General features: G+C 62.6%; 21 protein-coding genes. 1 reads left to right on the top strand and 20 read right to left on the bottom strand.

What is annotated here, in order from left to right; translation table 11 throughout:
• Positions 1 to 35: 35 nt before the first annotated feature.
• The 5 genes from surE to A0O30_RS06085 all read right to left on the bottom strand — a co-directional run bounded on the left by surE (position 36) and on the right by A0O30_RS06085 (position 4,353).
• Positions 36 to 785, bottom strand: a complete 750-nt coding sequence (gene surE, locus A0O30_RS06105) for a 5'/3'-nucleotidase SurE (protein WP_016712911.1) — start codon at positions 783 to 785, stop codon at positions 36 to 38.
• Positions 773 to 1,831 (bottom strand): tRNA pseudouridine(13) synthase TruD, encoded by a 1,059-nt coding sequence (gene truD, locus A0O30_RS06100; protein WP_105945901.1) that lies wholly within the window; start codon positions 1,829 to 1,831, stop codon positions 773 to 775. Before truD ends, surE begins: the two co-directional genes overlap by 13 nt.
• Positions 1,828 to 2,301, bottom strand: coding sequence for a 2-C-methyl-D-erythritol 2,4-cyclodiphosphate synthase (ispF, locus tag A0O30_RS06095; RefSeq protein ID WP_105945900.1), 474 nt, complete (start codon positions 2,299 to 2,301; stop codon positions 1,828 to 1,830). Before ispF ends, truD begins: the two co-directional genes overlap by 4 nt.
• 76 nt (positions 2,302 to 2,377) lie before the next feature.
• Complete coding sequence (gene fghA / locus A0O30_RS06090; RefSeq protein ID WP_060497312.1) at positions 2,378 to 3,232, bottom strand: S-formylglutathione hydrolase; 855 nt, start codon at positions 3,230 to 3,232, stop codon at positions 2,378 to 2,380.
• Between the two features lie 8 nt (positions 3,233 to 3,240).
• Positions 3,241 to 4,353: an S-(hydroxymethyl)glutathione dehydrogenase/class III alcohol dehydrogenase gene (locus A0O30_RS06085; RefSeq protein ID WP_016712915.1), complete on the bottom strand. Its 1,113-nt coding sequence runs from the start codon at positions 4,351 to 4,353 to the stop codon at positions 3,241 to 3,243.
• A gap of 107 nt (positions 4,354 to 4,460) precedes the next feature.
• Here A0O30_RS06085 and A0O30_RS06080 point away from each other — a divergent pair, with 107 nt between their 5' ends.
• On the top strand, positions 4,461 to 5,357 hold the full coding sequence (locus A0O30_RS06080) for a LysR substrate-binding domain-containing protein (RefSeq protein ID WP_105945899.1): 897 nt from the start codon (positions 4,461 to 4,463) through the stop codon (positions 5,355 to 5,357).
• 69 nt (positions 5,358 to 5,426) lie between these two features.
• On the opposite strand, the gene ispD is transcribed toward A0O30_RS06080, so the two are convergent.
• The 15 genes from ispD to bamA all read right to left on the bottom strand — a co-directional run.
• Positions 5,427 to 6,134, bottom strand: a complete 708-nt coding sequence (ispD, locus tag A0O30_RS06075) for a 2-C-methyl-D-erythritol 4-phosphate cytidylyltransferase (protein WP_105945898.1) — start codon at positions 6,132 to 6,134, stop codon at positions 5,427 to 5,429.
• Complete coding sequence (gene ftsB / locus A0O30_RS06070) at positions 6,131 to 6,412, bottom strand: cell division protein FtsB (protein WP_016712918.1); 282 nt, start codon at positions 6,410 to 6,412, stop codon at positions 6,131 to 6,133. The genes ispD and ftsB overlap by 4 nt, the downstream gene beginning before the upstream one ends.
• 168 nt (positions 6,413 to 6,580) lie before the next feature.
• The gene (eno, locus tag A0O30_RS06065) at positions 6,581 to 7,870 is read right to left on the bottom strand and encodes a phosphopyruvate hydratase (RefSeq protein WP_060497315.1); all 1,290 of its coding nucleotides are present in this window, start codon (positions 7,868 to 7,870) and stop codon (positions 6,581 to 6,583) included.
• Positions 7,871 to 8,023: 153 nt separating this feature from the next.
• Positions 8,024 to 8,869, bottom strand: a complete 846-nt coding sequence (gene kdsA / locus A0O30_RS06060; protein ID WP_060497316.1) for a 3-deoxy-8-phosphooctulonate synthase — start codon at positions 8,867 to 8,869, stop codon at positions 8,024 to 8,026.
• A gap of 3 nt (positions 8,870 to 8,872) precedes the next feature.
• Complete coding sequence (locus A0O30_RS06055) at positions 8,873 to 10,501, bottom strand: CTP synthase (protein WP_016712921.1); 1,629 nt, start codon at positions 10,499 to 10,501, stop codon at positions 8,873 to 8,875.
• A gap of 269 nt (positions 10,502 to 10,770) precedes the next feature.
• Entirely contained in the window at positions 10,771 to 12,054 is a 1,284-nt protein-coding gene (gene tilS, locus A0O30_RS06050) for a tRNA lysidine(34) synthetase TilS (protein ID WP_105945897.1), read from the bottom strand.
• Positions 12,055 to 12,194: 140 nt separating this feature from the next.
• The gene (locus A0O30_RS06045; RefSeq protein ID WP_028698702.1) at positions 12,195 to 13,142 is read right to left on the bottom strand and encodes an acetyl-CoA carboxylase carboxyltransferase subunit alpha; all 948 of its coding nucleotides are present in this window, start codon (positions 13,140 to 13,142) and stop codon (positions 12,195 to 12,197) included.
• A gap of 106 nt (positions 13,143 to 13,248) precedes the next feature.
• Positions 13,249 to 16,773: a DNA polymerase III subunit alpha gene (gene dnaE / locus A0O30_RS06040; RefSeq protein ID WP_105945896.1), complete on the bottom strand. Its 3,525-nt coding sequence runs from the start codon at positions 16,771 to 16,773 to the stop codon at positions 13,249 to 13,251.
• A 187-nt stretch (positions 16,774 to 16,960) separates the two neighbouring features.
• Complete coding sequence (rnhB, locus tag A0O30_RS06035; RefSeq protein WP_105945895.1) at positions 16,961 to 17,584, bottom strand: ribonuclease HII; 624 nt, start codon at positions 17,582 to 17,584, stop codon at positions 16,961 to 16,963.
• 1 nt (position 17,585) lies between these two features.
• Positions 17,586 to 18,713, bottom strand: a complete 1,128-nt coding sequence (lpxB, locus tag A0O30_RS06030) for a lipid-A-disaccharide synthase (RefSeq protein ID WP_105945894.1) — start codon at positions 18,711 to 18,713, stop codon at positions 17,586 to 17,588.
• A 1-nt stretch (position 18,714) separates the two neighbouring features.
• Complete coding sequence (gene lpxA / locus A0O30_RS06025; RefSeq protein WP_016712927.1) at positions 18,715 to 19,491, bottom strand: acyl-ACP--UDP-N-acetylglucosamine O-acyltransferase; 777 nt, start codon at positions 19,489 to 19,491, stop codon at positions 18,715 to 18,717.
• The gene (gene fabZ, locus A0O30_RS06020; protein ID WP_003252314.1) at positions 19,488 to 19,928 is read right to left on the bottom strand and encodes a 3-hydroxyacyl-ACP dehydratase FabZ; all 441 of its coding nucleotides are present in this window, start codon (positions 19,926 to 19,928) and stop codon (positions 19,488 to 19,490) included. Before fabZ ends, lpxA begins: the two co-directional genes overlap by 4 nt.
• Before the next feature lie 114 nt (positions 19,929 to 20,042).
• Positions 20,043 to 21,098: a UDP-3-O-(3-hydroxymyristoyl)glucosamine N-acyltransferase gene (lpxD, locus tag A0O30_RS06015; RefSeq protein WP_060497322.1), complete on the bottom strand. Its 1,056-nt coding sequence runs from the start codon at positions 21,096 to 21,098 to the stop codon at positions 20,043 to 20,045.
• Position 21,099: 1 nt separating this feature from the next.
• Entirely contained in the window at positions 21,100 to 21,603 is a 504-nt protein-coding gene (locus A0O30_RS06010; protein WP_012270843.1) for an OmpH family outer membrane protein, read from the bottom strand.
• A gap of 44 nt (positions 21,604 to 21,647) precedes the next feature.
• Positions 21,648 to 22,890 (bottom strand): outer membrane protein assembly factor BamA (gene bamA / locus A0O30_RS06005; RefSeq protein WP_105945893.1); only part of this gene is annotated, 1,243 nt, incomplete at its 5' end.

Raw genomic sequence — 22,890 nt, 5'->3', positions numbered from 1 at the left:
GCCGATGCCGCGGCGCAGCATATCGTCCTCGCGCATCAGAGCAGGCCCTCCAGCCAACCGTCGAGCTGCTCGAAGGCATCATTGAAGGTGCGGTCGAGTTGCAACGGAGTGATCGAGACATAGCCCTGCATCACCGCGTGGAAGTCGGTACCCGGGCCGCCGTCCTCGGCATCGCCGGCCACGGCGATCCAGTAACCTTCCTTGCCGCGCGGGTTGACCACCTTGGTCGGTGCCGCCGCCCGCGCCCGGTGACCGAGGCGGGTGAGCCGGATGCCACGAATGTGCTCCAGCGGCAGGTTGGGAATGTTTACGTTGAGCACGGTGCGGGGTGGCAGCGCCAGGCGCGACTGGGCCTCGACCAGGCGGCGGGCGATATGGGCCGCGGTCGGCAGGTTGTCCGGCTGGCGCGACAACAGCGAAAACGCCAGCGACGTGCCACCCAGGAAGCGGCCTTCCAACGCGGCGGCGACCGTGCCCGAATACAGCACGTCATCGCCCAGGTTGGCACCGAGGTTGATCCCCGACACGACCATGTCCGGCGTGTGCGGCAACAGCCCATTGAGCCCCAGGTGCACACAGTCGGTCGGCGTGCCGTTGAGGCTGATGAAACCGTTGGCCAGGGTTTGCGGGTGCAGTGGCCGGTCCAGCGTCAGCGAACTGCTGGCGCCGCTCTTGTCTTGCTCCGGGGCGATCACCGAGCACTCAGCGTAATCCGCCAGCGCAGCGTGCAGCGCGGCGATGCCGGGCGCGGTAACACCGTCGTCGTTCGAAATCAGAATACGCATGGGCTGTCCGTCTGCCCTGCCGACACCAGATCCACGACTTCACGCACCACCACGGTGGCGAAGCATCCGGCCGGCAGGACGAATTCCAGTTGCAGGATATCAGGCTCGGGATAATGCCATGTCAGGCCGCCAATAGGGAGCCGCAAAATGCGCCGTTCGTGATCCATGCCCGCCTGGGCCAACCACTGGCAAAGTGCCGGCTGGTCTGCACCGACGGCGTTTTCCAGGCGGGCAGTGGCCCCGTCAGCAGGCGAAGCGCCCTCGCCCCACATCGGGCCGGTCGGGTGCAGATCGAGAATCGCCAGGCGCGGGTCGGCACATTCCGCCTCTCCCGCCGGGAAAAAGCTACGGCTGTCAGTGAATGCCAGCAGGTCGCCGACCTGCGCCTGCGCCCAGCTACCTTCGGCGACACGCGCAGCCAGCACCTGATTGAACAGGTAGCTACGCCCGGCCGAAAGCAGCCGCGAACGCACATTGCGCTGCTCGGGCAAGGCTTTGCGCGCCGCCCAGTCGAGGGCGTCATGGACGTTGCCGCCGCCGTGACCGAAGCGCTGGGTGCCGAAATAGTTGGGTACACCGTGCTGCTTCAACTGTTCCAGGCGCGCGTCCAGCGCCTGGTGATCCGCCGCCAGGGCCGTCAGGCGCAGGGTGAAGCCGTTGGCCGAATGCGCGCCACGCTGCAGCTTGCGCTGGTGACGCACCTGCTTGAGCACGCGCAGGCTGGCATCCTCGGCACGCGACAGGTCCGGGTCGGCCTTGCCTGGCAGGTGCAGGCTGAACCACTGACGGGTCAGGGCCTGACGGTCCTTGAGCCCGGCATAACTGATGGTGCGCACCGGCACACCGGCGGCGCGCGCCAGGCGGCGAGCGGCCTCTTCGGTGTTCAGGTCACGCTTCTCGACCCACAGCCACAAGTGCTCGCCCTGGCCGGACAGTGGAATATCCAGCACTTCGTCGACCTGAAAGTCTTCGGCCACTGCCTTGAGGACAGCGGTGCCCAGTGGTTCGCCCGATGCGCGCGGGCCCAGCAGTTCCAGTTCGGTCATGCTGGCAGCAGCAGGGCGACCGAATGCACGGCAATACCCTCCTCGCGGCCGGTGAAGCCCAGCTTTTCGGTGGTGGTGGCCTTGACGTTGACCTGGTCGAGCTCGACCTGCAGGTCCTCGGCGATCAGCTGGCGCATGGTCTCGATGTACGGGGCCATCTTCGGTGCCTGGGCGACGATGGTGGCGTCGACGTTGCCGACCTTCCAGCCCTTGGCCTTGACGATGCCAACCACATGGCGCAGCAGCACGCGGCTGTCGGCACCCTTGAACTGTGGGTCGGTGTCGGGGAAGTGCTTGCCGATATCGCCCAGCGCCGCAGCACCCAGCAAGGCATCGCTCAGGGCGTGCAGCAGCACGTCGCCGTCGGAGTGGGCCAGCAGGCCGTATTTGTGGGGGATACGCACCCCGCCCAGGGTAATGAAATCACCGTCGCAGAAACGGTGCACATCGTAGCCGTGGCCAATACGCATAAGAAAACGCCCTGAATGAGTCAGGGCGTGATTCTACCTGCTTTGCAGCGGGTTTGGCGGCTTTTGGACCGGGCTGTTACACCCGCCCCAGTGCCACCGCATGATGGCGCAGGTGTTCCTCGATGAAGCTGGCAATGAAGTAGTAGCTGTGGTCATAACCCGGCTGCAGGCGCAGGGTCAGTTCATGCCCCCCTTTGCGTGCCGCCTGCTCCAGCGCTTCAGGCTTGAGCTGCTTTTCGAGAAAATCATCACGGTCGCCCTGGTCCACCAGCAACGGCGGGCACTCGCCGGCCGGCGTTTCGGCCAACAGCACACTGGCATCCCACTCACGCCAGCGCGCACGGTCGTCACCCAGGTAGCGGCTAAAGGCCTTCTCGCCCCATGGGCAGTCCATCGGGTTGCTGATCGGCGAGAACGCCGACACCGAACGGTAACGCCCCGGGTTGCGCAAGGCGCACACCAGTGCGCCATGCCCGCCCATGGAGTGGCCACTGATACTGCGCTCGCCCGATGCCGGGAAGTGCGCCTCGATCAGCGCGGGCAACTCCTCCACCACATAGTCGTGCATGTGGTAGTGCTTGGCCCAGGGTTGCTGGGTGGCGTTGAGGTAGAAGCCCGCCCCCAGGCCGAAGTCCCAGGCGCCGTCCGGGTCGCCAGGCACCTGCTCGCCACGCGGGCTGGTGTCGGGGGCGACGATGATCAGCCCAAGCTCGGCGGCCAGGCGCTGGGCGCCGGCCTTCTGCATGAAGTTCTCGTCGGTGCAGGTGAGGCCGCTGAGCCAGTACAGCACCGGCAGCTTCTCACCCAGCTCGGCCTGCGGCGGCAAGTACACGGCAAATACCATGTCGCAGCCCAGCACCTTGGAGTGATGCCGGTAACGCTTGTGCCAACCGCCGAAGCTTTTCTGGCAGGAGATGTTATCCAGGCTCATGGCGTACCTCAGAAGTGGATCACGCTGCGGATGCTCTTGCCTTCATGCATCAGGTCGAAGGCTTTGTTGATATCCTCCAGGCCCATGGTGTGGGTGATGAAGGTATCCAGCGGGATCTCGCCCTTCTCGGACATTTCCACGTAGCTTGGCAGCTCGCTGCGGCCACGCACGCCACCGAACGCCGAACCGCGCCATACCCGGCCGGTCACCAGCTGGAACGGACGGGTGGCGATTTCCTGGCCGGCACCGGCCACGCCGATGATCACCGACTCGCCCCAGCCCTTGTGGCAGCACTCCAGCGCCGCACGCATCAGTTGCACGTTGCCGATGCACTCGAAGGAGAAGTCCACACCACCGTCGGTGAGGTCGACGATCACTTCCTGGATCGGGCGGTCGTAGTCTTTCGGGTTGATGCAGTCGGTGGCGCCCAGCTGGCGGGCGATCTCGAACTTGGCCGGGTTGATGTCGATGGCGATGATGCGCGAGGCCTTGGCCTTGACCGCACCGATCACCGCCGACAGGCCGATGCCGCCCAGGCCGAAGATGGCCACGGTATCACCCGGCTTGACCTTGGCGGTGTTGAGCACCGCACCAATACCGGTGGTGACGCCACAGCCCAGCAGGCACACCTTTTCCAGTGGTGCTTCTTTCTGGATCTTGGCCACGGAGATTTCCGGCAGCACGGTGTACTCGGAGAAGGTCGAGGTACCCATGTAGTGGAACAGTTGCTGGCCCTTGTACGAGAAGCGCGTGGTGCCGTCGGGCATCAGGCCCTTGCCTTGGGTCGCACGGATGGCCTGGCACAGGTTGGTCTTGCCCGAGAGGCAGAACTTGCACTTGCCGCATTCCGGGGTGTAGAGCGGAATCACATGATCGCCAACGGCCACCGAGGTCACGCCCTCGCCTACCGCTTCAACGATCGCGCCACCTTCGTGGCCGAGGATCGACGGGAAGATGCCTTCCGGGTCGGCACCGGACAGGGTGTAGGCGTCGGTGTGGCAGACACCACTGGCGACCACGCGCAGCAGCACTTCACCGGCCTTGGGCATGGCCACGTCGACTTCGACGATCTCCAGGGGTTTCTTGGCTTCGAAGGCTACGGCGGCACGGGACTTGATCATCAAAGGTCTCCAGACAGAGTGTCGATTCAGGCTTGCAGTGTAATTCACTGCCTTTTGATGAATAATCCAGGCAAAGACAAAACATTATTGCCATGCAGGGATAATCAATGAGCAGCCGCTGGGAAGGTATCGACGAATTCGTCGCCGTGGCCGAATCTGGACAGTTCACGGCAGCAGCCGAACGCCTGGGGGTTTCCTCGTCGCACATCAGTCGCCAGATCGCCCGGCTGGAGGAGCGCCTGCAAACACGCCTGCTCTACCGCAGTACCCGTCGGGTGACCTTGAGCGAGGCCGGGCAAACCTTTCTGCAGCATTGCCAACGTCTTCAGGATGGCCGCGAGGAAGCCCTGCGCGCCATGGGCGACTTGGCCAGCGAGCCAAAGGGATTGCTGCGCATGACTTGCGCGGTAGCGTACGGCGAGCGCTTCATCGTGCCGCTCGTGACACGGTTCATGGCGCTGTACCCGCAGTTGCGGGTGGAGGTGGAGCTGAGCAACCACACCCTCGACCTGCTGCATGAAGGCATGGACCTGGCCATCCGTTTGGGGCGGCTGGCCGACTCTCGGTTGGTGGCCGCCCGCCTCGCACCCCGGCGCATGTACCTGTGTGCCTCGCCGGCTTATCTGGAACGTTACGGTCGCCCCCACAGCCTGTCAGAGTTGGCGCGGCACAATTGCCTGGTGGGCAGTTCGGACTTGTGGGCATTGCAGCAGGACGGGCGTGAGATCAGCCAGCGGGTGCAAGGAAACTGGCGCTGCAACAGTGGGCAGGCGGTGCTGGATGCGGCATTGCAGGGGATGGGGTTGTGCCAGTTGCCGGATTATTACGTGCTGGAGCACTTGAATACGGGGGCTCTGGTGTCGTTGCTGGAAGCGCACCAGCCGCCGAATACGGCAGTGTGGGCGCTGTATCCGCAGCAGCGGCACCTATCGCCCAAAGTGCGGCGGCTGGTGGATTACCTGAAGGAAGGGTTGGCGGGGTTGCCGGAATATCGTTTCGGCTGAAGGGATATGCTGGCTGTACCGGCCTCTTCGCGGGCAAGCCCGCGAAGAAGCCAACACCGGTTTGAGCCTTCAGCGCCGCCCAGCCCAGCGCTGGCGCAACCACTCCAGGTCTTCCGGCCGGGTCACCTTGATGTTGTCACTGCGCCCTTCCACCAGCCGCGGCGCCTGGCCGGACCACTCAATGGCAGAAGCTTCATCGGTAACCACCACATCCGACACCAGGCACTCGGCCAACGCCCGGTGCAGTGCCCCAAGGCGGAACATCTGCGGTGTGTAGGCCTGCCAGATGGTGCTGCGGTCCACGGTAGCACTTACCCGGCCGCTGCCATCGGCACGCTTGAGGGTATCGCGCGCCGGTACCGCCAGCAGGCCACCCACCGGGTCGTCCGCCAGCTCCGACAACAGCTTGTCCAGGTCGCTGCGCGCCAAATTCGGCCGCGCAGCATCATGCACCAGCACCCAGTCGCTGTCCGAGGCGCCTTGCGCATGCAGCAACAGCAAGGCATTGAGCACCGAATCGGCACGCTCGCGCCCGCCCGCTGCGCGCTGGATGCGCGGGTCGCTGGCGCAACGCAGGGCCGGCCAGTACGGGTCATCTTCAGCAATGCTGACCACCACGCCTTTGAGCGCCGGGTGGCCAAGAAAACAGTCGAGGCTGTGCTCGAGGATGGTCTGCCCTGCCAGCTCCAGGTATTGCTTGGGGCGGTCGGCAGCCATGCGGGCACCTACGCCCGCAGCAGGAATCACGGCCCAGAAGGCCGGTAAGGTATCGATCATTTCTGTGGCAACTGGAAGAGGGTTTCGCCCTCTTTGACCATTCCCAATTCGTGGCGAGCCCGTTCTTCAACGGTCTCCATGCCTTTTTTCAGCTCCAGCACTTCGGCATCGAGCACGCGGTTGCGCTCAAGCAAGCGCTCGTTCTCGGCATGCTGCTCGTCAATCTGCTGCTTCAGTTCGGTCACTTGCGCCAGGCTGCCATTACCCACCCACAGGCGGTACTGCAGGCCACCCAGCAGCAGGAGCAGAACGAGGAACACCCAATAGGGACTGCGCATCACGTTATCCAGGTTAAAAAGGCTGCCGCGTACTTGTTACTTCGGGGCCTCGAATAGCACGAAGCCTGGCCGAGGCCAGGCTTCGTTGACAGAAACCCGTTGGGATGAAGGAAAGATCAGTACGAACGTTCCTACAACTCCGGCTGCTGTCTTTTTACCATCTCTTGCTTAGCCGCGAAACTCGGCACGACCACGGTAAACCGCTTTGGCACCCAGTTGCTCTTCGATGCGCAGCAGCTGGTTGTACTTGGAAACGCGGTCGGAACGGCACAGCGAACCAGTCTTGATCTGGCCAGCAGCGGTACCCACGGCCAGGTCGGCAATGGTCGAGTCTTCGGTTTCACCGGAGCGGTGCGAGATCACTGCGGTGTAGCCGGCAGCCTTGGCCATCTGGATGGCTTCCAGGGTTTCGGTCAGCGAGCCGATCTGGTTGAACTTGATCAGGATCGAGTTACCGATGCCCTTCTCGATGCCTTCCTTCAGGATCTTGGTGTTGGTCACGAACAGGTCGTCGCCCACCAGCTGTACCTTTTCACCAATCTTGTCGGTGAGGATCTTCCAGCCAGCCCAGTCGGACTCGTCCAGGCCATCTTCGATCGAGATGATCGGGAAGCGCTCGGTCAGGCCTTTCAGGTACTCGGCGAAACCTTCAGCGTCGAACGACTTGCCTTCGCCGGACAGGTTGTACTTGCCGTCTTCGTAGAATTCGGAAGCCGCGCAGTCCAGGGCCAGGGTCACGTCGGTGCCCAGCTTGTAGCCGGCTTTTTCGACCGCTTCGGCGATGGCGCCCAGGGCGTCTTCGTTGGAAGCCAGGTTAGGAGCGAAACCACCTTCGTCACCCACGGCAGTGTTCAGGCCACGGGCCTTCAGCACAGCTTTGAGGTGGTGGAAGATTTCGGTACCCATGCGCAGGCCGTCGGAGAAGGTCTTGGCGCCAACCGGCTGAACCATGAACTCCTGGATGTCGACGTTGTTGTCGGCGTGCTCGCCACCGTTGATGATGTTCATCATCGGAACCGGCATCGAGTACTGGCCCGGAGTGCCGTTCAGGTTGGCGATGTGCGCGTACAGCGGCAGGTCCTGGTCCTGGGCAGCGGCCTTGGCGGCAGCCAGGGAAACAGCCAGGATGGCGTTGGCGCCCAGCTTGGCCTTGTTCTCGGTACCGTCCAGTTCGATCATGGCGTGGTCCAGGGCCTTCTGGTCGGAAGGGTCCTTGCCCAGCAGCAGGTCACGGATCGGGCCGTTGATGTTGGCGACGGCCTTCAGCACGCCCTTGCCCAGGTAACGGCTCTTGTCGCCATCACGCAGCTCCAGCGCTTCGCGCGAGCCGGTGGAAGCACCGGACGGCGCGCAAGCGCTGCCGATGATGCCGTTGTCGAGCAGTACATCGGCTTCCACGGTGGGGTTGCCACGCGAATCGAGAACTTCACGACCTTTGATGTCGACGATTTTTGCCATTGTTGTAAGCACTCCAGAATTGACGAAAACAACTTAGCTTAAGAAATTCTTGCCGTTCACCAGGCGGATTTGCAGTGGGCAGGCCGGGTGAAGGGAGCCCCTGACCGATTGGTCAGGGGTGGATCGGGCGGTACTTTACCCGAGAAATGAGCTTTACGCGGTTTCTACCGTCGGAAAACTTTTCACCAGGTCGTCCAGTTGCTTGAGCTGGGCCAGGAATGGCTCCAGTTTGTCCAGGCGCAGGGCGCATGGGCCATCGCATTTGGCGTTGTCCGGGTCCGGGTGGGCTTCGAGGAACAGGCCGGCCAGGCCCTGGCTCATGCCCGCCTTGGCCAGGTCGGTGACCTGGGCGCGGCGGCCACCGGCGGAATCGGCGCGACCGCCCGGTGTCTGCAGGGCGTGGGTCACGTCGAAGAACACCGGGTACTCGAACTGCTTCATGATGCCGAAGCCGAGCATGTCCACCACCAGGTTGTTGTAGCCGAAGCTCGAACCGCGCTCACACAGGATGAGCTGGTCGTTACCGGCCTCGACGCACTTGGCGAGGATGTGCTTCATCTCGTGCGGCGCGAGGAACTGCGCCTTCTTGATGTTGATCACAGCGCCGGTCTTGGCCATCGCGACGACCAGGTCGGTCTGGCGCGAAAGGAAGGCTGGCAACTGGATGATGTCACACACCTTGGCCACCGGCTCGCACTGGTAGGGCTCGTGCACATCAGTGATCACCGGCACGTTGAAGGTGCGCTTGATCTCTTCGAAGATCTTCAGCCCTTCTTCCATGCCAGGGCCACGGTAAGACGTCACCGACGAACGGTTGGCCTTGTCGAAGCTGGCCTTGAACACGTAGGGGATACCGAGCTTCTCGGTAACCCGCACGTACTCCTCGCAGACCTTCATTGCCAGGTCACGGGACTCCAGGACGTTCATGCCGCCGAACAGGACGAACGGCTTGTCGTTGGCGATCTCGATGTTACCGACGCGGATGATCTTCTGGGTCATTGATCAGGCCTTGTTCTTCTGAGCCAGGGCTGCCTTGACGAAACCACTGAACAGCGGGTGGCCGTCACGCGGGGTGGAGGTGAACTCCGGGTGGAACTGGCAGGCGACGAACCATGGGTGGTCCTTGGACTCGACCACTTCCACCAGCGCGCCGTCTTCGGAACGGCCAGAAACCACCAGGCCAGCGTCGACCAGTTGCGGCAGCAGGTTGTTGTTCACTTCGTAGCGGTGGCGGTGACGCTCGGTGATCACGTCCTTGCCGTAGCAGTCGTGTACCTTGGAACCGGCAGCCAGCTGGCAGTCCTGTGCGCCCAGGCGCATGGTGCCGCCCAGGTCGGAAGCCTCGTTGCGGGTTTCGACGGCACCGGTGGCATCGGCCCACTCGGTGATCAGGCCGACCACAGGGTGGCCGCTGTTGCGGTCGAACTCGGTGGAGTTGGCGTCTTTCCAGCCCATGACGTTACGGGCGAATTCGATCACGGCCACCTGCATGCCCAGGCAGATACCCAGGTACGGCACTTTGTTTTCACGGGCGTATTGCACCGCAGTGATCTTGCCTTCCACGCCGCGCAGGCCGAAACCGCCCGGCACCAGAATGGCATCGGCGCCTTCGAGCAGGCTGGTGCCCTGGTTCTCGATGTCTTCCGAATCGATGTAGCGCAGGTTGACCTTGGTACGGTTGGTGATGCCGGCGTGGCTCATCGCTTCGATCAGCGACTTGTACGCGTCCAGCAGCTCCATGTACTTGCCGACCATGGCGATGGTCACTTCCTGCTCAGGGTTGAGCTTGGCATCGACCACCTTGTCCCACTCGGACAGGTCGGCGCCACTGCACTGCAGGCCGAAACGCTCGACGACGAAGTCGTCCAGGCCCTGTGCGTGCAGTACGCCCGGGATCTTGTAGATGGTGTCGACGTCTTCCAGCGAAATCACCGCACGCTCTTCAACGTTGGTGAACAGCGCGATCTTGCGACGCGACGAGGCATCGACCGGGTGGTCGGAGCGGCAGATCAGCACGTCAGGCTGCAGGCCGATGGAGCGCAGCTCCTTGACCGAGTGCTGAGTCGGCTTGGTCTTGGTTTCGCCAGCGGTGGCGATGTACGGGACCAGGGTCAGGTGCATCAGCATGGCGCGCTTGGAGCCCACTTCGACGCGCAGCTGGCGGATGGCCTCGAGGAACGGCTGCGACTCGATGTCACCCACGGTACCGCCGATTTCCACCAGGGCCACGTCGGCATCGCCGGCACCCTTGATGATGCGACGCTTGATCTCGTCGGTGATGTGCGGGATGACCTGGATGGTCGCGCCCAGGTAATCACCACGACGCTCTTTACGCAGCACGTGCTCGTAGATGCGGCCGGTGGTGAAGTTGTTGTTCTGGGTCATGGTGGTGCGGATGAACCGCTCGTAGTGGCCCAGGTCGAGGTCGGTCTCAGCGCCATCGTGGGTGACGAACACTTCACCGTGCTGGAACGGGCTCATGGTGCCCGGATCGACGTTGATGTACGGATCCAGCTTGAGCATGGTGACCTTCAGGCCCCGCGCTTCCAGGATGGCCGCCAGGGAAGCCGAGGCAATGCCTTTCCCCAATGAAGAAACAACACCGCCCGTGACGAATATGTAGCGCGTCATGAAAAACCCTAGAAGTCTGCGTTAAGGCGGCCAGCGCCGCCGGAGAAAGCGAAGGAAGGCCGAAGCCCCCGATCACCTGCGTCAATCACAGTGCATCTCGAAAAACTGCCGCGTCTGTACAGACCAGGGGTATCCCCGGCATGGAGCTCGCTCGTCATTTCCAGAATCAGCCCAGCAAAAAACTGCTTGGTAATCGGCAACTCCTGTGTTTTCGCGGAACCCACAGAAGCTGTATCAAGAAGGGAGGGTAGTCTACCCGAATGTACCCTTCAGCTCAAACCTTGCGCGTTCGTCGGTAACTGCCAGTGCAGCTGGCAATCCGCCTGCACCAACCCCGGCAGGTTGGCCACTGCCAGCAAACACTCGCCCTGATACAGCAGCGGCAGGCGTGGGCGCAGGAAATGCGGCACCTGCAACTCGTTGAGCAGGCGCTTGAGGTCGCGCCGCCCACGGCCAGGGATGTCCAGCATTTCGCCGCCCTGGCGATAGGCGATGCGCAGGTCTCCGAGCGGCTGTGCGACCGCAAGACGCACGCTGCCGTTACCTGGCAGCAACAGCGGCCCGATGGGGTTCGCCCAGGCCAGCTCGCCGACGGGCAACTGTAGCCAGTCACCACTCAGCCACCAGATGCGCCCATGGCTGCGCAGCAGTTGCCCGTCGGCGAGCCGCCAGACCGGCTGCGCATCCCCGGCAGCATCACGCAGGTCCGCCCAGCCGGCCCAGTGTCGGGTGTCTGGCAAACGGGTGCGAAGGCTCAGCCAATACTGCAGGGCATTGCGCTGACGGGCGGGCGACAACGCGACCAGAGATGCCAGATCGAGCGAGTCCAACCCGGCCCAGGCCTGCGGCGCCCCCCTTGCTGCGCACGCAAGGTCACCTTGGGCGAGCTCGTCCAGCAGCCCCAAGGCTTCGCCCAGGTGCTCTGCGGCGCGGGCGAGGTTCTGGGTGGTTTGCGGCCAACGTTGCTGCAAATGCGGGAGCACCTCGCCACGCAGAAAGTTGCGGGCGAAATGTGTGTCGGCGTTTGACGGGTCTTCGATCCAGGCCAGCCCCTTCATTCGGGCATAGTCTTGCAGCTGCTGCCGAGCACAAGCCAGCAAAGGCCTGACCAGACTGCCCTGCCCTAGCGCCCGCTGCACCGGCATTGCAGCCAGGCCACGCAGACCGGCGCCGCGCAACAGACGAAACAGCAGGGTTTCGGCCTGGTCGTCACGGTGCTGGCCGGTGAACAGGATGTCGCCGGGGCTCAGGGCTTGCTTGAACGCGGCATAGCGGGCGTCGCGAGCGGCCTGTTCGAGGCTGGCGCCGGGGGCGACCTGGACGTGGATGACCTGGAGTTCAATGCCGAGATTGTCGCAGATGGCTTGGCAGTGTGCGGGCCAGGCGTCGGCAGCGGTTTGCAGACCGTGATGGATGTGGATCGCACGCAGCGGGGGGGATGTGTGATGGCGAGCGTAGTCGGCCAGCAGGTGCAGGAGGACGGTGGAATCGAGGCCGCCTGAAAAGGCGATGTACCAGGCTGGGGCGTTGAGCCAAGGGGTGAGGTTGATCATCGAACCCGCACTCAATTCAAGAATGCATTCGCGGGCAAGCCCGCTCCCTCAAGTTGCGCGCTCGGTGCAGAAGAGCGCTGTCCCTGTGGGAGCGGGCTTGCCCGCGAACACCGGCGAAGCCGGTGCCATTCATCTCGCTATCAGAGGCCGTAGCTCATCAGGCGCTCGTAACGGCGGGCCAGCAGCGCGTCGTTGTCGAACTTGCTGAGCATGTCCAGCTGCTGCACCAGGTCGGCGCGGATGCTTTCCGACATCTTGGCCGGGTCGCGGTGGGCGCCGCCCAACGGTTCCTGGATCACCTTGTCGACGATGTTCAGGCTTTTCAGGCGCTCGGCAGTGATACCCATGGCTTCTGCTGCATCAGCCGCCTTGTCGGCAGTCTTCCACAGGATCGAAGCACAACCTTCCGGCGAGATCACTGAGTAGGTGGAATACTGCAGCATGTTGAGCTGGTCACACACACCGATGGCCAGTGCACCGCCAGAACCACCCTCGCCAATCACGGTCGCGATGATCGGGGTTTTCAGGCGAGCCATCACTCGCAGGTTCCAGGCGATTGCCTCGCTCTGGTTGCGCTCTTCGGCGTCGATACCCGGGTAGGCGCCCGGAGTGTCGATGAACGTCAGGATCGGCATCTTGAAGCGCTCGGCCATTTCCATCAGGCGGCAAGCCTTGCGGTAGCCTTCCGGGCGCGGCATGCCGAAGTTGCGGCGCACCTTCTCGCGCACTTCACGGCCCTTCTGGTGGCCGATGACCATGACCGGCTTGCCGTCCAGGCGTGCGGTACCACCCACAATGGCGGCGTCGTCGGAGAAGTGGCGGTCACCGTGCAGCTCTTCGAACTCGGTGAAGATGTGTTCCAGGTAGTCCAGGGTGTAAGGACGACGCGGATGACGGGCCAGACGGGCGATCTGCCAACTGGTCAGGTTGCCGAAGATGCTTTCGGTCAGGGTGCTGCTCTTGTCTTGCAGACGGGCAATTTCATCGCTGATGTTCAGCGAGTTGTCGTTGCCTACCAGGCGCAGGCCTTCGATCTTGGCTTGCAGGTCGGCAATCGGCTGTTCGAAATCGAGAAAATTCGGGTTCATAGTCATCCGTCTTGGGTCTACGGCCAGGCGGCCGGCCGGTTGATCCGTTTGGCGCCCTACCTTAAGGGATCAGGCGCATTCAGGTCGAGATTAAATTTTTTTCGGTTCAACGATATTGCAGGAAGACGTTCTCACGCCCGAACTGGTCACGCAGCGCCTGAATCAGCCCGTCGGCCGGGTCGATTGCCCACTGGTCACCGAACTGCAGCATGGCCTTGGCATCGCTGCCGGTGTATTCCAGGGTAATCGGGCAGGCACCGCGATGGCGGGTAATCAGCTCGCCCAGCCACTTCAGCCGGTCGCCCTTCAATGCGTCGTGCGCCACCTTCAGGCGCAGGCTTTCGGCCAGCTTGGTGCGCGCATCTTCCATGGTCATCACCTGCTTGACCCGCAGGCGCAGGCCACCGGAGAAGTCGTCGTTGCTGACCTCGCCCTCCACCACCACCATGGCATCGTTCTGCAGCAAGGACTGTGCCGCCATGAACGCATCGGCGAACAACGATGCCTCGATGCGCCCGGAGCGGTCATCCAGCGTGACAAAGCCCATCTTGTCGCCCTTCTTGTTCTTCATCACCCGCAGCGCAATGATCATGCCGGCGATAGTCTGGGTTTCACGCGACGGCTTCAGGTCGACGATGCGCTGGCGGGCAAAGCGGCGGATTTCGGCCTCGTACTCGTCGATCGGGTGGCCGGTGAGGTACAGGCCGAGGGTGTCCTTCTCGCCCTTCAGGCGCTCCTTGAGGGTGAGTTCACGCACCTTGCGGTGGTTGGCATAAACATCGACATCCGCTTCGTCGAACATGCTGCCGAACAGGTCGACATGGCCGCTGTCAGCGGTATGGGCTGCCTGCTCGGCAGCCTTGATGGCCTCACCCAACGCGGAGATCAAGGTTGCACGGTTGATGTCGATGTTGGCGTGATAGGCCTTGATCTCGTCATGGAAATGCGGCCCCAGGCGGTCCAGCGCGCCACTTCGGATCAACGCATCCAGGGTACGCTTGTTGACCCGCTTGAGGTCGATACGTTCACAGAAGTCGAACAGGTCCTTGAACGGGCCGCCCTGGGCACGGGCTTCTACAATTGCCTCCACCGGGCCTTCACCCACGCCCTTGATGGCACCCAGGCCATAGACGATGCGGCCGTCATTGTTGACGGTGAACTTGAAGTCGGAGAAGTTCACATCCGGCGCGTCGAGGCGCAGCTTCATGCTGCGCACTTCCTCGACCAGCACCACCACCTTGTCGGTGTTGTGCATGTCCGCCGACAGTACCGCAGCCATGAACGGCGCCGGGTAGTGGGTTTTCAGCCAGGCGGTCTGGTACGACACCAGGCCATAAGCCGCGGAGTGGGATTTGTTGAACCCGTAACCGGCGAACTTCTCTACTAGGTCGAAGATGTTACCGGCAAGGTCCGCATCGATATTGTTGGACACGCAGCCTTCGATGAAACCACCGCGCTGCTTGGCCATTTCCTCGGGTTTTTTCTTACCCATCGCCCGGCGCAGCATGTCGGCGCCGCCCAGGGTATAGCCCGCCATCACCTGGGCAATCTGCATCACCTGTTCCTGATACAGGATGATGCCGTAGGTCGGTGCCAGTACCGGCTTGAGGCCTTCGTACTGGTAGTCGGAGTGCGGGTAAGCCAGCTCGGCGCGGCCGTGCTTGCGGTTGATGAAGTCGTCCACCATGCCCGATTGCAGCGGGCCCGGACGGAATAGTGCCACCAGTGCGATCAGGTCTTCCAGGCAGTCGGGCTTGAGCTTCTTGATCAGCTCCTTCATGCCGCGCGATTCGAGCTGGAACACCGCTGTGGTCTCGGCCTTTTGCAGCAGCTCGTACGTCTTGCGGTCGTCCAGCGGGATGAAGTCGATATTGAGATCCGGCAGGTTCTTCTTGGCCTGCTCGCGGTTGATGATCTCCATCGCCCACTTGATGATGGTGAGCGTACGCAGGCCGAGGAAGTCGAACTTCACCAGGCCGGCGGCCTCAACATCATCCTTGTCGAACTGGGTTACCAGGCCACCGCCCTCTTCATCACAGGCAATCGGCGAAAAATCGGTGAGCTTGGTCGGCGCGATAACCACACCACCGGCGTGCTTGCCGGTACCCCGGGTCACACCTTCCAGCTTCAGGGCCATGTCCCAGATTTCGCGGGCGTCTTCGTCGCCTTTGAGGAAGTCGCGCAGGATCTCTTCCTGCTCGTAGGCCTTCTCCAGGGTCATGCCCACTTCGAACGGGATCATCTTCGACAGGCGGTCGGCCAGGCCGTAGGACTTGCCCTGCACCCGCGCCACGTCACGCACCACCGCCTTGGCGGCCATGGTACCGAAGGTGATGATCTGGCTCACCGCGTTGCGGCCGTAAGCCTCGGCCACGTAGTCGATCACCCGGTCACGGCCGTCCATGCAGAAGTCGACGTCGAAGTCGGGCATGGAAATACGTTCAGGGTTGAGGAAGCGCTCGAACAGCAGGTCGTAGGCCAGCGGGTCGAGGTCAGTGATCTTGAGTACGTAGGCCACCAGCGAGCCAGCACCCGAACCGCGGCCCGGGCCTACCGGCACGTCGTTGTTCTTGGCCCACTTGATGAAGTCCATAACGATCAGGAAGTAACCGGGGAAGCCCATCTGGATGATGATGTCCAGCTCGAACTTCAGGCGGTCCAGGTACACCTGGCGCTTTTCTTCGTAATTGGGCGTGGTCTCTTTCGGCCACAGCACCGCCAGGCGCTCTTCCAGGCCTTCGTGGGACACATGCCGCAAGTAATCGTCGATACCCATGCCATTGGGCGTGGGGAAGTCGGGCAGGAAGTACTTGCCCAGCTGTACCTGAATATTGCAGCGCTTGGCGATTTCGACCGTGTTGGCGATGGCATCAGGCAGGTCGCTGAACAGCTCGGCCATTTCCTCGGCCGACTTCAGGTACTGCTGATCGCTGTAGCCACGCGGACGGCGCGGGTCGTCGAGGGTCCAGCCCTCGCCAATGCACACGCGGGTTTCGTGGGCGTCGAAGTCGGCTTGCTTGAGGAAGCGCACGTCGTTGGTGGCCACCAGCGGGGCGCCGAGCTTGTCTGCCAGCGCTACCGCAGCGTGCACGTACTCTTCGTCACGGGCGCGGTTGGTGCGCTGCACTTCAACGTAGAAACGATCGGGAAACATGCCCATCCAGTCTTGCAGCAGGGCCTGGGCTTCGTCGTCCCGGCCGGCCAGCAAGGCCATGCCGATGTCGCCTTCCTTGCCCGCAGACAGGGCAATCAGGCCTTCACTGGCAGGGGCGATCCATTCACGCTGCAGGATGACCAGGCCATTGCGCTGGCCGTCGGTCCAGCCACGCGAGATCAACTCGGTGAGGTTGCGGTAGCCCTTGGGGTCCATGGCCAGGAAGCAGATGCGCGACAGCGGCGCTTCCGGGTCGGCACCGGCCAGCCACAGGTCGGCGCCGCAGATCGGCTTGATGCCGGCACCCATGGCGGTCTTGTAGAACTTCACCAGCGAGCACATGTTGCTCTGGTCGGTGATCGCCACCGCCGGCATGTTCATCCCCGCCAGCGCCTTGGCCAGCGGTTTGACCCGCACCAGGCCGTCGACCAGCGAGAATTCGGAGTGGACGCGCAGGTGAACGAAGGGAACCGACATGGAAGATCCTGTAGCAGTGCTGAACGACAAGGGCGGGATTGTAGCTTAATTGCGAGGGGGTTTTGGGGCTGCGTTGCAGCCCATCGCCGGCAAGCCAGCTCCCACAGGGACCGCGTATGCATCAGGCGTTGCACGGTCCCTGTGGGAGCTGGCTTGCCGGCGATGGGCCGCAAAGCGGCCCCAGTGGTCAGATCAGGGAATCGAGGGCGCCGCTACGTGCTTCCCAGGCCGCCCGCACCGGGGCAAAGGAACGCCGATGAATGGGCGTAGGCCCCAACCGCGCGAGTGCTTCAAGGTGCACCGGGGTCGGGTAACCCTTGTGCCCACCAATGCCATACCCTGGGTAAATCTGCTCGAAGGCACTCATCTCCCGATCTCGGGTCACCTTGGCCAGGATCGAAGCCGCCGCGATAGCCGGCACCTGGCTATCGCCCTTGACCACCGGCGAGGCCGGTACGGCCAGTTTCGGGCAGCGGTTGCCATCGATCAGGGCCAGTTTCGGCGTGATGTGCAGGCCTTCCACCGCACGCTGCATGGCCAGCATGGTGGCCTGCAGGATGTTCAGGCGGTCGATTTCCTCGACCTCGGCACGGGCGATACAGAAGCTCAGCGCCTTTTCACGGATTTCGTCGAACAACGCCTCGCGCTTGGCTTCGGTGAGTTTCTTCGAATCGTTCAGGCCAAGGATCGGGCGCGCAGGATCGAGGATCACCGCCGCCGTTACCACCGCGCCACACAGTGGGCCACGGCCCACTTCGTCAACGCCGGCGACCAGGTCCTCGACCAGGTTGAAGTCCAGTCCAATTTGCATGTCAGCGGTCCTTGAGCAGGGCCAGTACCGCCTCGGCCGCCTGATTGGAGGCGTCACGGCGCAGGGTGCGGTGAATTTCGTCGAAACGCTCCGTCTGCCGGCTGCCGTCGCGCACCAGCGGCGCAAGGGTATTGGCCAACGCTTCGCTGGTGGCGTCATCCTGCAGCAACTCGGGCACCAGCTCGCGCTGGGCCAGCAGGTTCGGCAATGACACGTAGGGGCTTTTCACCAGGCGCTTGAGAATCCAGTAGGTCAAGGGCGCAAGGCGATAGGCCACCACCATAGGCCGCTTGTACAGCAACGCTTCGAGGGTGGCGGTGCCAGAGGCGATCAGTACGGCATCACAGGCCGCCAGGGCCTGATGCGACTGGCCATCCAGCAGCGTCAGCGGCAGCTGCCGCCCTTCGAGCATCTGCTCAACCTGGGCACGCCGCGCGGCATTGGCGCAGGGCAGCACGAAGCGCACGCCCGGCACCTGCTGGCGCAGATGCTCGGCGGCATCAAGGAACAACGCCCCCAGGCGCCCGACTTCCCCACCCCGGCTACCCGGCATCAGTGCCACTACCGGCCCCTCGCCCAAGCCCAACGCAGCGCGCGCAGCTGGGCGGTCGGCTTCAAGCGGTATGGTGTCGGCCAACGGGTGGCCAACAAAACGTACCGGCACGCCCTGCTCTTCATAGAACCGCGCCTCGAACGGCAACAGCGTCAGCATCAGGTCACAGCCTTCGCGAATTTTCAGCACACGCTTCTGCCGCCACGCCCAGACCGACGGGCTGACGTAGTGCACGGTCTTGATCCCGGCCTGACGCAGTTTCAGCTCGATGTTGAGGGTGAAGTCAGGGGCGTCGATGCCGATGAAGACATCCGGCTTTTCGTCGATCAGCGTCTGGATCAGCAGCTTGCGGCGCTTGAGCAACTCGCGCAGGCGCCCCAGCACTTCGACAAGGCCCATGACAGCCAGGCGCTCCATGGGGAAGTACGATTGCAGGCCTTCGGCTTCCATCAACGGGCCGCCAACGCCAATGAAACGCACATCCGGGTGGCGCGCCTTGAGGGCACGCATCAGGCCGGACCCCAGAATGTCGCCGCTGGCCTCACCTGCGACCAAGGCTACGCAAAGCGGGGCCATGTCAGCGGGTGATGCCGCGGGCGGAGTTCACGATCGACTGGCGGAACAGTTCGACCTCAGGGTGTTGCGCGGCCATTTCCGCCAACTCCTTGAGCGCGTCTTCGACGGTCAGGCCCTGGCGGTAGACAATCTTGTAGCAACGGCGCAGTACATGGATCACCTCGTCGCTGAAACCGCGACGGCGCATGCCCTCGAAGTTCATGCTACGGGCTTCGGCCGGGCTGCCAAACACGGTAACAAAGGCCGGAACGTCCTTGCCAATCGCCGTACCCATGCCGGAAAACGCGTGGGCGCCGATATGGCAGTACTGGTGCACCAGGGTGTAGCCGGACAGGATCGCCCAGTCACCCACATGCACATGGCCGGCCAGGGCCGTGTTGTTGACCAGGATGCAGTGATTGCCAATGACGCTGTCGTGGCCGATGTGGGCATAGGCCATGATCAGGTTGTGGTCACCCACGGTGGTTTCGGCGCGGTCCTGAACGGTACCACGGTGAATGGTCACCCCTTCACGGATCACATTGTGGTCACCGATCACCAGGCGCGTCGGTTCACCCTTGTACTTGAGGTCCGGGGTGTCTTCACCGATCGAGGAAAACTGAAAGATACGGTTGTGCTTGCCGATGCGGGTCGGGCCTTTGAGCACAACATGCGGGCCGATAACGGTGCCCTCCCCGATTTCCACATCGGGGCCAACGATCGACCAAGGGCCGACCTCGACGCCATCGGCCAGTTTGGCCGACGGGTCGATAATGGCCCGAGGATCAATCGAATTCATAGGGAGCGTTCCGCGCAGGTGATCTCTGCCGAGCAAACCGGCTTGCCGTCGACCAGGGCACGGCACTCGAATTTCCAGATCATGCTCTTGCGGCTGAGGAACTTGGCTTCCAGCACCAACTGGTCACCCGGCAGTACCGGCTGACGGAAACGCAGCTTGTCGGAGCCGACGAAGTAGTACAGGGTGCCGTCGGCCGGCTTGGCATCGAGCATCTTGAAGCCAAGGATGCCGGCCGCCTGGGCCATGGCTTCGATGATCAGGACACCCGGCATGATCGGGTGCGCCGGGAAGTGGCCATTGAAGAACGGCTCGTTGATGCTGACATTCTTGTAGGCACGAATGCTCTGGGCCTCGAAGTCCAGATCCGTCACTCGGTCCACCAGCAGGAACGGGTAACGGTGAGGCAGGTATTCGCGAATCTCGTTGATGTCCATCATTTCGGGGGGGAAGCCTGTAATAAGAATAGGGAGCGCAGGTGCTGACCACACGCTCCTTTTGCAATCCAAAGAGGAGCCAGCTAGCGACTGTTCACTCTTGCTCAGGGAATGGTATCAGCCTTCTGATGTCGGCAGGCCACCTGAGGTCACGGTATCGACGCGTTTTTCCAGCTGCTGAAGACGCTTGGCCATGTCATCGAGCTGACGGATACGCGCAGCGCTCTTGCGCCAGTCAGCCAAAGGCTGCATGGCTGTACCGGATGAATAGGAACCGGGTTCGGTGATCGAACGGGTTACCATTGTCATCCCGGAAACAAATACGTTATCGCAAATATCAATGTGCCCTACCAGGCCTACGCCGCCGGCCAGCATGCAATGCTTGCCGATGCGCGTACTGCCGGAGATGCCCACGCAAGCCGCCATGGCCGTGTGGTCACCAATCTGCACGTTGTGGGCGATCTGGATCTGGTTGTCGAGCTTTACCCCGTCACCGATCCGCGTGTCGGACAGCGCACCACGGTCGACGGCAGTGTTGACGCCGATTTCCACGTCATCACCAATGGTGACGCCGCCAATCTGGGCGATCTTGCGCCAGATGCCTTTCTCATTGGCAAAGCCGAAGCCTTCGCCGCCGATCACAGCACCTGACTGGATGACCACTCGCTTGCCGATGGTTACGTCGTGATACAACGTCACCCGCGGCGCCAGCCAGCCACCTTCACCTACAACGCAACGCGCACCGATGAAGCAATGTGCGCCGATGCTGACATCAGCCCCGATGCGCGCACCGCTTTCGATAACCGCGAACGGCCCGATGCTGGCGCTGGCGTCCACCTGCGCGTCCTCAGCCACCACGGCGCTGGGATGGATTCCCGCCACAGCCTTGGGTTTGGGGTCGAACAAGTGGGAAATACGCGCATACGCCTGGTACGGGTCGGCCACGATCAGGGCATTGCCAGCGAAGCTTTCGGCATCCGCAGCCTTGAGCAATACCGCACCCGCCTGGCAGTTATCCAGGTACTTGCGGTACTGCGGGTTGGCGAGGAAGCTCAATTGACCGGGGCCTGCCTCCTGCAAGGTCGCCAGCCCGGTAATCTGCAACGCCTCGGGCCCCTTGAGGGTGGCACCGAGGGCCTCGGCCAGCTGGCCTAGCGTCATGGTCACACTCATATCAACGGGCTTGGTTCATGCGCTCGATGACCTGGCGGGTGATGTCGTACTGAGGTTTGACATCGATGACCGCACCACGCTCGAGGACCAGGTCGAAACCGCCCTTCTTGATCACTTCCTCGACGGCGCCATCCAGCTTTGGCTTCAGTTGCTTGAGCATGTCGCGATCGGCAACGGCTTTGGCTTCGTTCAGTTCCTTGGACTGGAACTGGAAGTCACGGGCCTTTTGCTTGAACTCGAGCTCCAGGCGCTCACGCTCCTGCTGCTGCATCTTGTCGCCGCCCTTGATCAGGCGGTCCTGGATGCCCTTGGCGCTGCTTTCCAGGCTTTTCAGCTTGGTCAGTTGCGGGCCGAACTTCTTCTCGGCATCAACTGCGTACTTCTTGGCAGCATCCGATTCCAGCAGGGCCATCTGATAGTTCAGCACGGCAACCTTCATTTCGGCGAATGCCGGGGTGGCGACCAGCGCCGCGGCCACTACGGCCAGTTGAGCCAATTTACGCACGATGCACTCCTGGATAAACCGTTGTCATTAAGCAGGGGCCGACCTTAGAAGGTCTGGCCCAGAGAGAATTGGAACACCTGGGTATCGGCATCGTCCGGCTTCTTCACCGGCATTGCCAAGCTGAAGCTCAGCGGGCCCAGTGCGGTAATCCAGGTCACACCAAGACCAACCGAGCTGGCCATGCCCGAGAAACCGACTTTCTCGCAATCAGGCTTGTTGCCGCAATTGGTGTCGAACACGTTACCGACGTCCCAGAACACGGAGGTGCGCAGCGAACGCTGGTCCTTGACGAACGGCAGCGGGAACAGCAACTCGACACCACCTTGCACCAGCACGTTACCACCGAACGGCAACGGATCCTGATCCGGGTCGCGGATGGTACCCGGCTTGCCACCGTCGGCCTCGCCGCGGCTAGGCGTACTGCGTGGGCCCAGGCTGCTGTCCTTGAAGCCACGGACGGAGTTGAAGCCACCCGCGAAGTAGTTCTCGTAGAACGGCAGGCCAGAGGTGCTGCCGTAACCGTCACCATAGCCCAGCTCGGTGTGCAGGCGCAGGGTGTAGTCGTTGGTGATCGGCTTGAACAGCTGACCACGGTAGTCGAGCTTGAAGAACGACAGGTCACTGCCCGGAATCGTGGATTCCAGGGTAAGGCTTTGCGAGTGACCACGGGTAGCCAGCACACCTTTGTTCAAGGTCGACTCGGACCAGCCGATCGAGGCCTTGAAGTTCAGGAAGTTGTCGCCTTCCTGCTCAAGGAAATCGAAGATCTCGTCAACGGTGTACTTACCGGTCTTGATCTTGTCCTGCTGCACGCTCAGGCCATAGGTCAGGCGCGAGGTTTCGCTGATCGGGTAGCCCAGGCTAACGCCCGCGCCGTAGCTGTCCACCGCATAGCTGGCCACGTCGACATCGAGGTCGTCGTAGTCGGTGCTGCGGTAGAAGGCGTTGTAGCCCAGGCTGACGCCGTCGGCTGTGAAGTAGGGGTCCACGAAGCCGAAGTTGTAGCGGGTCTGGTATTCCGAACGGGTCAGGCCGACGGATACCTTGTTACCGGTACCGAGGAAGTTGCTCTGGCTGATCGAACCCCCGAGGATCAGGCCGGCGCTCTGGGCGAAACCGACGCTGGCGGTGATCGAACCGGAGGCCTGTTCTTCGACGCTGTAGTTGACGTCGACCTGGTCGTCGGTGCCCGGCACCGGTGGGGTCTCGACGTTGACTTCCTTGAAGAAGCCCAGGCGCTCCAGACGGGTCTTGGACTGGTCGATCAGGTAGGTCGAGGCCCAGCCA

It is taken from the genome of Pseudomonas sp. LLC-1, from assembly GCF_002992185.1.
Taxonomy (GTDB): domain Bacteria; phylum Pseudomonadota; class Gammaproteobacteria; order Pseudomonadales; family Pseudomonadaceae; genus Aquipseudomonas; species Aquipseudomonas monteilii.
This window is presented reverse-complemented; position numbering and strand designations above follow the sequence as displayed.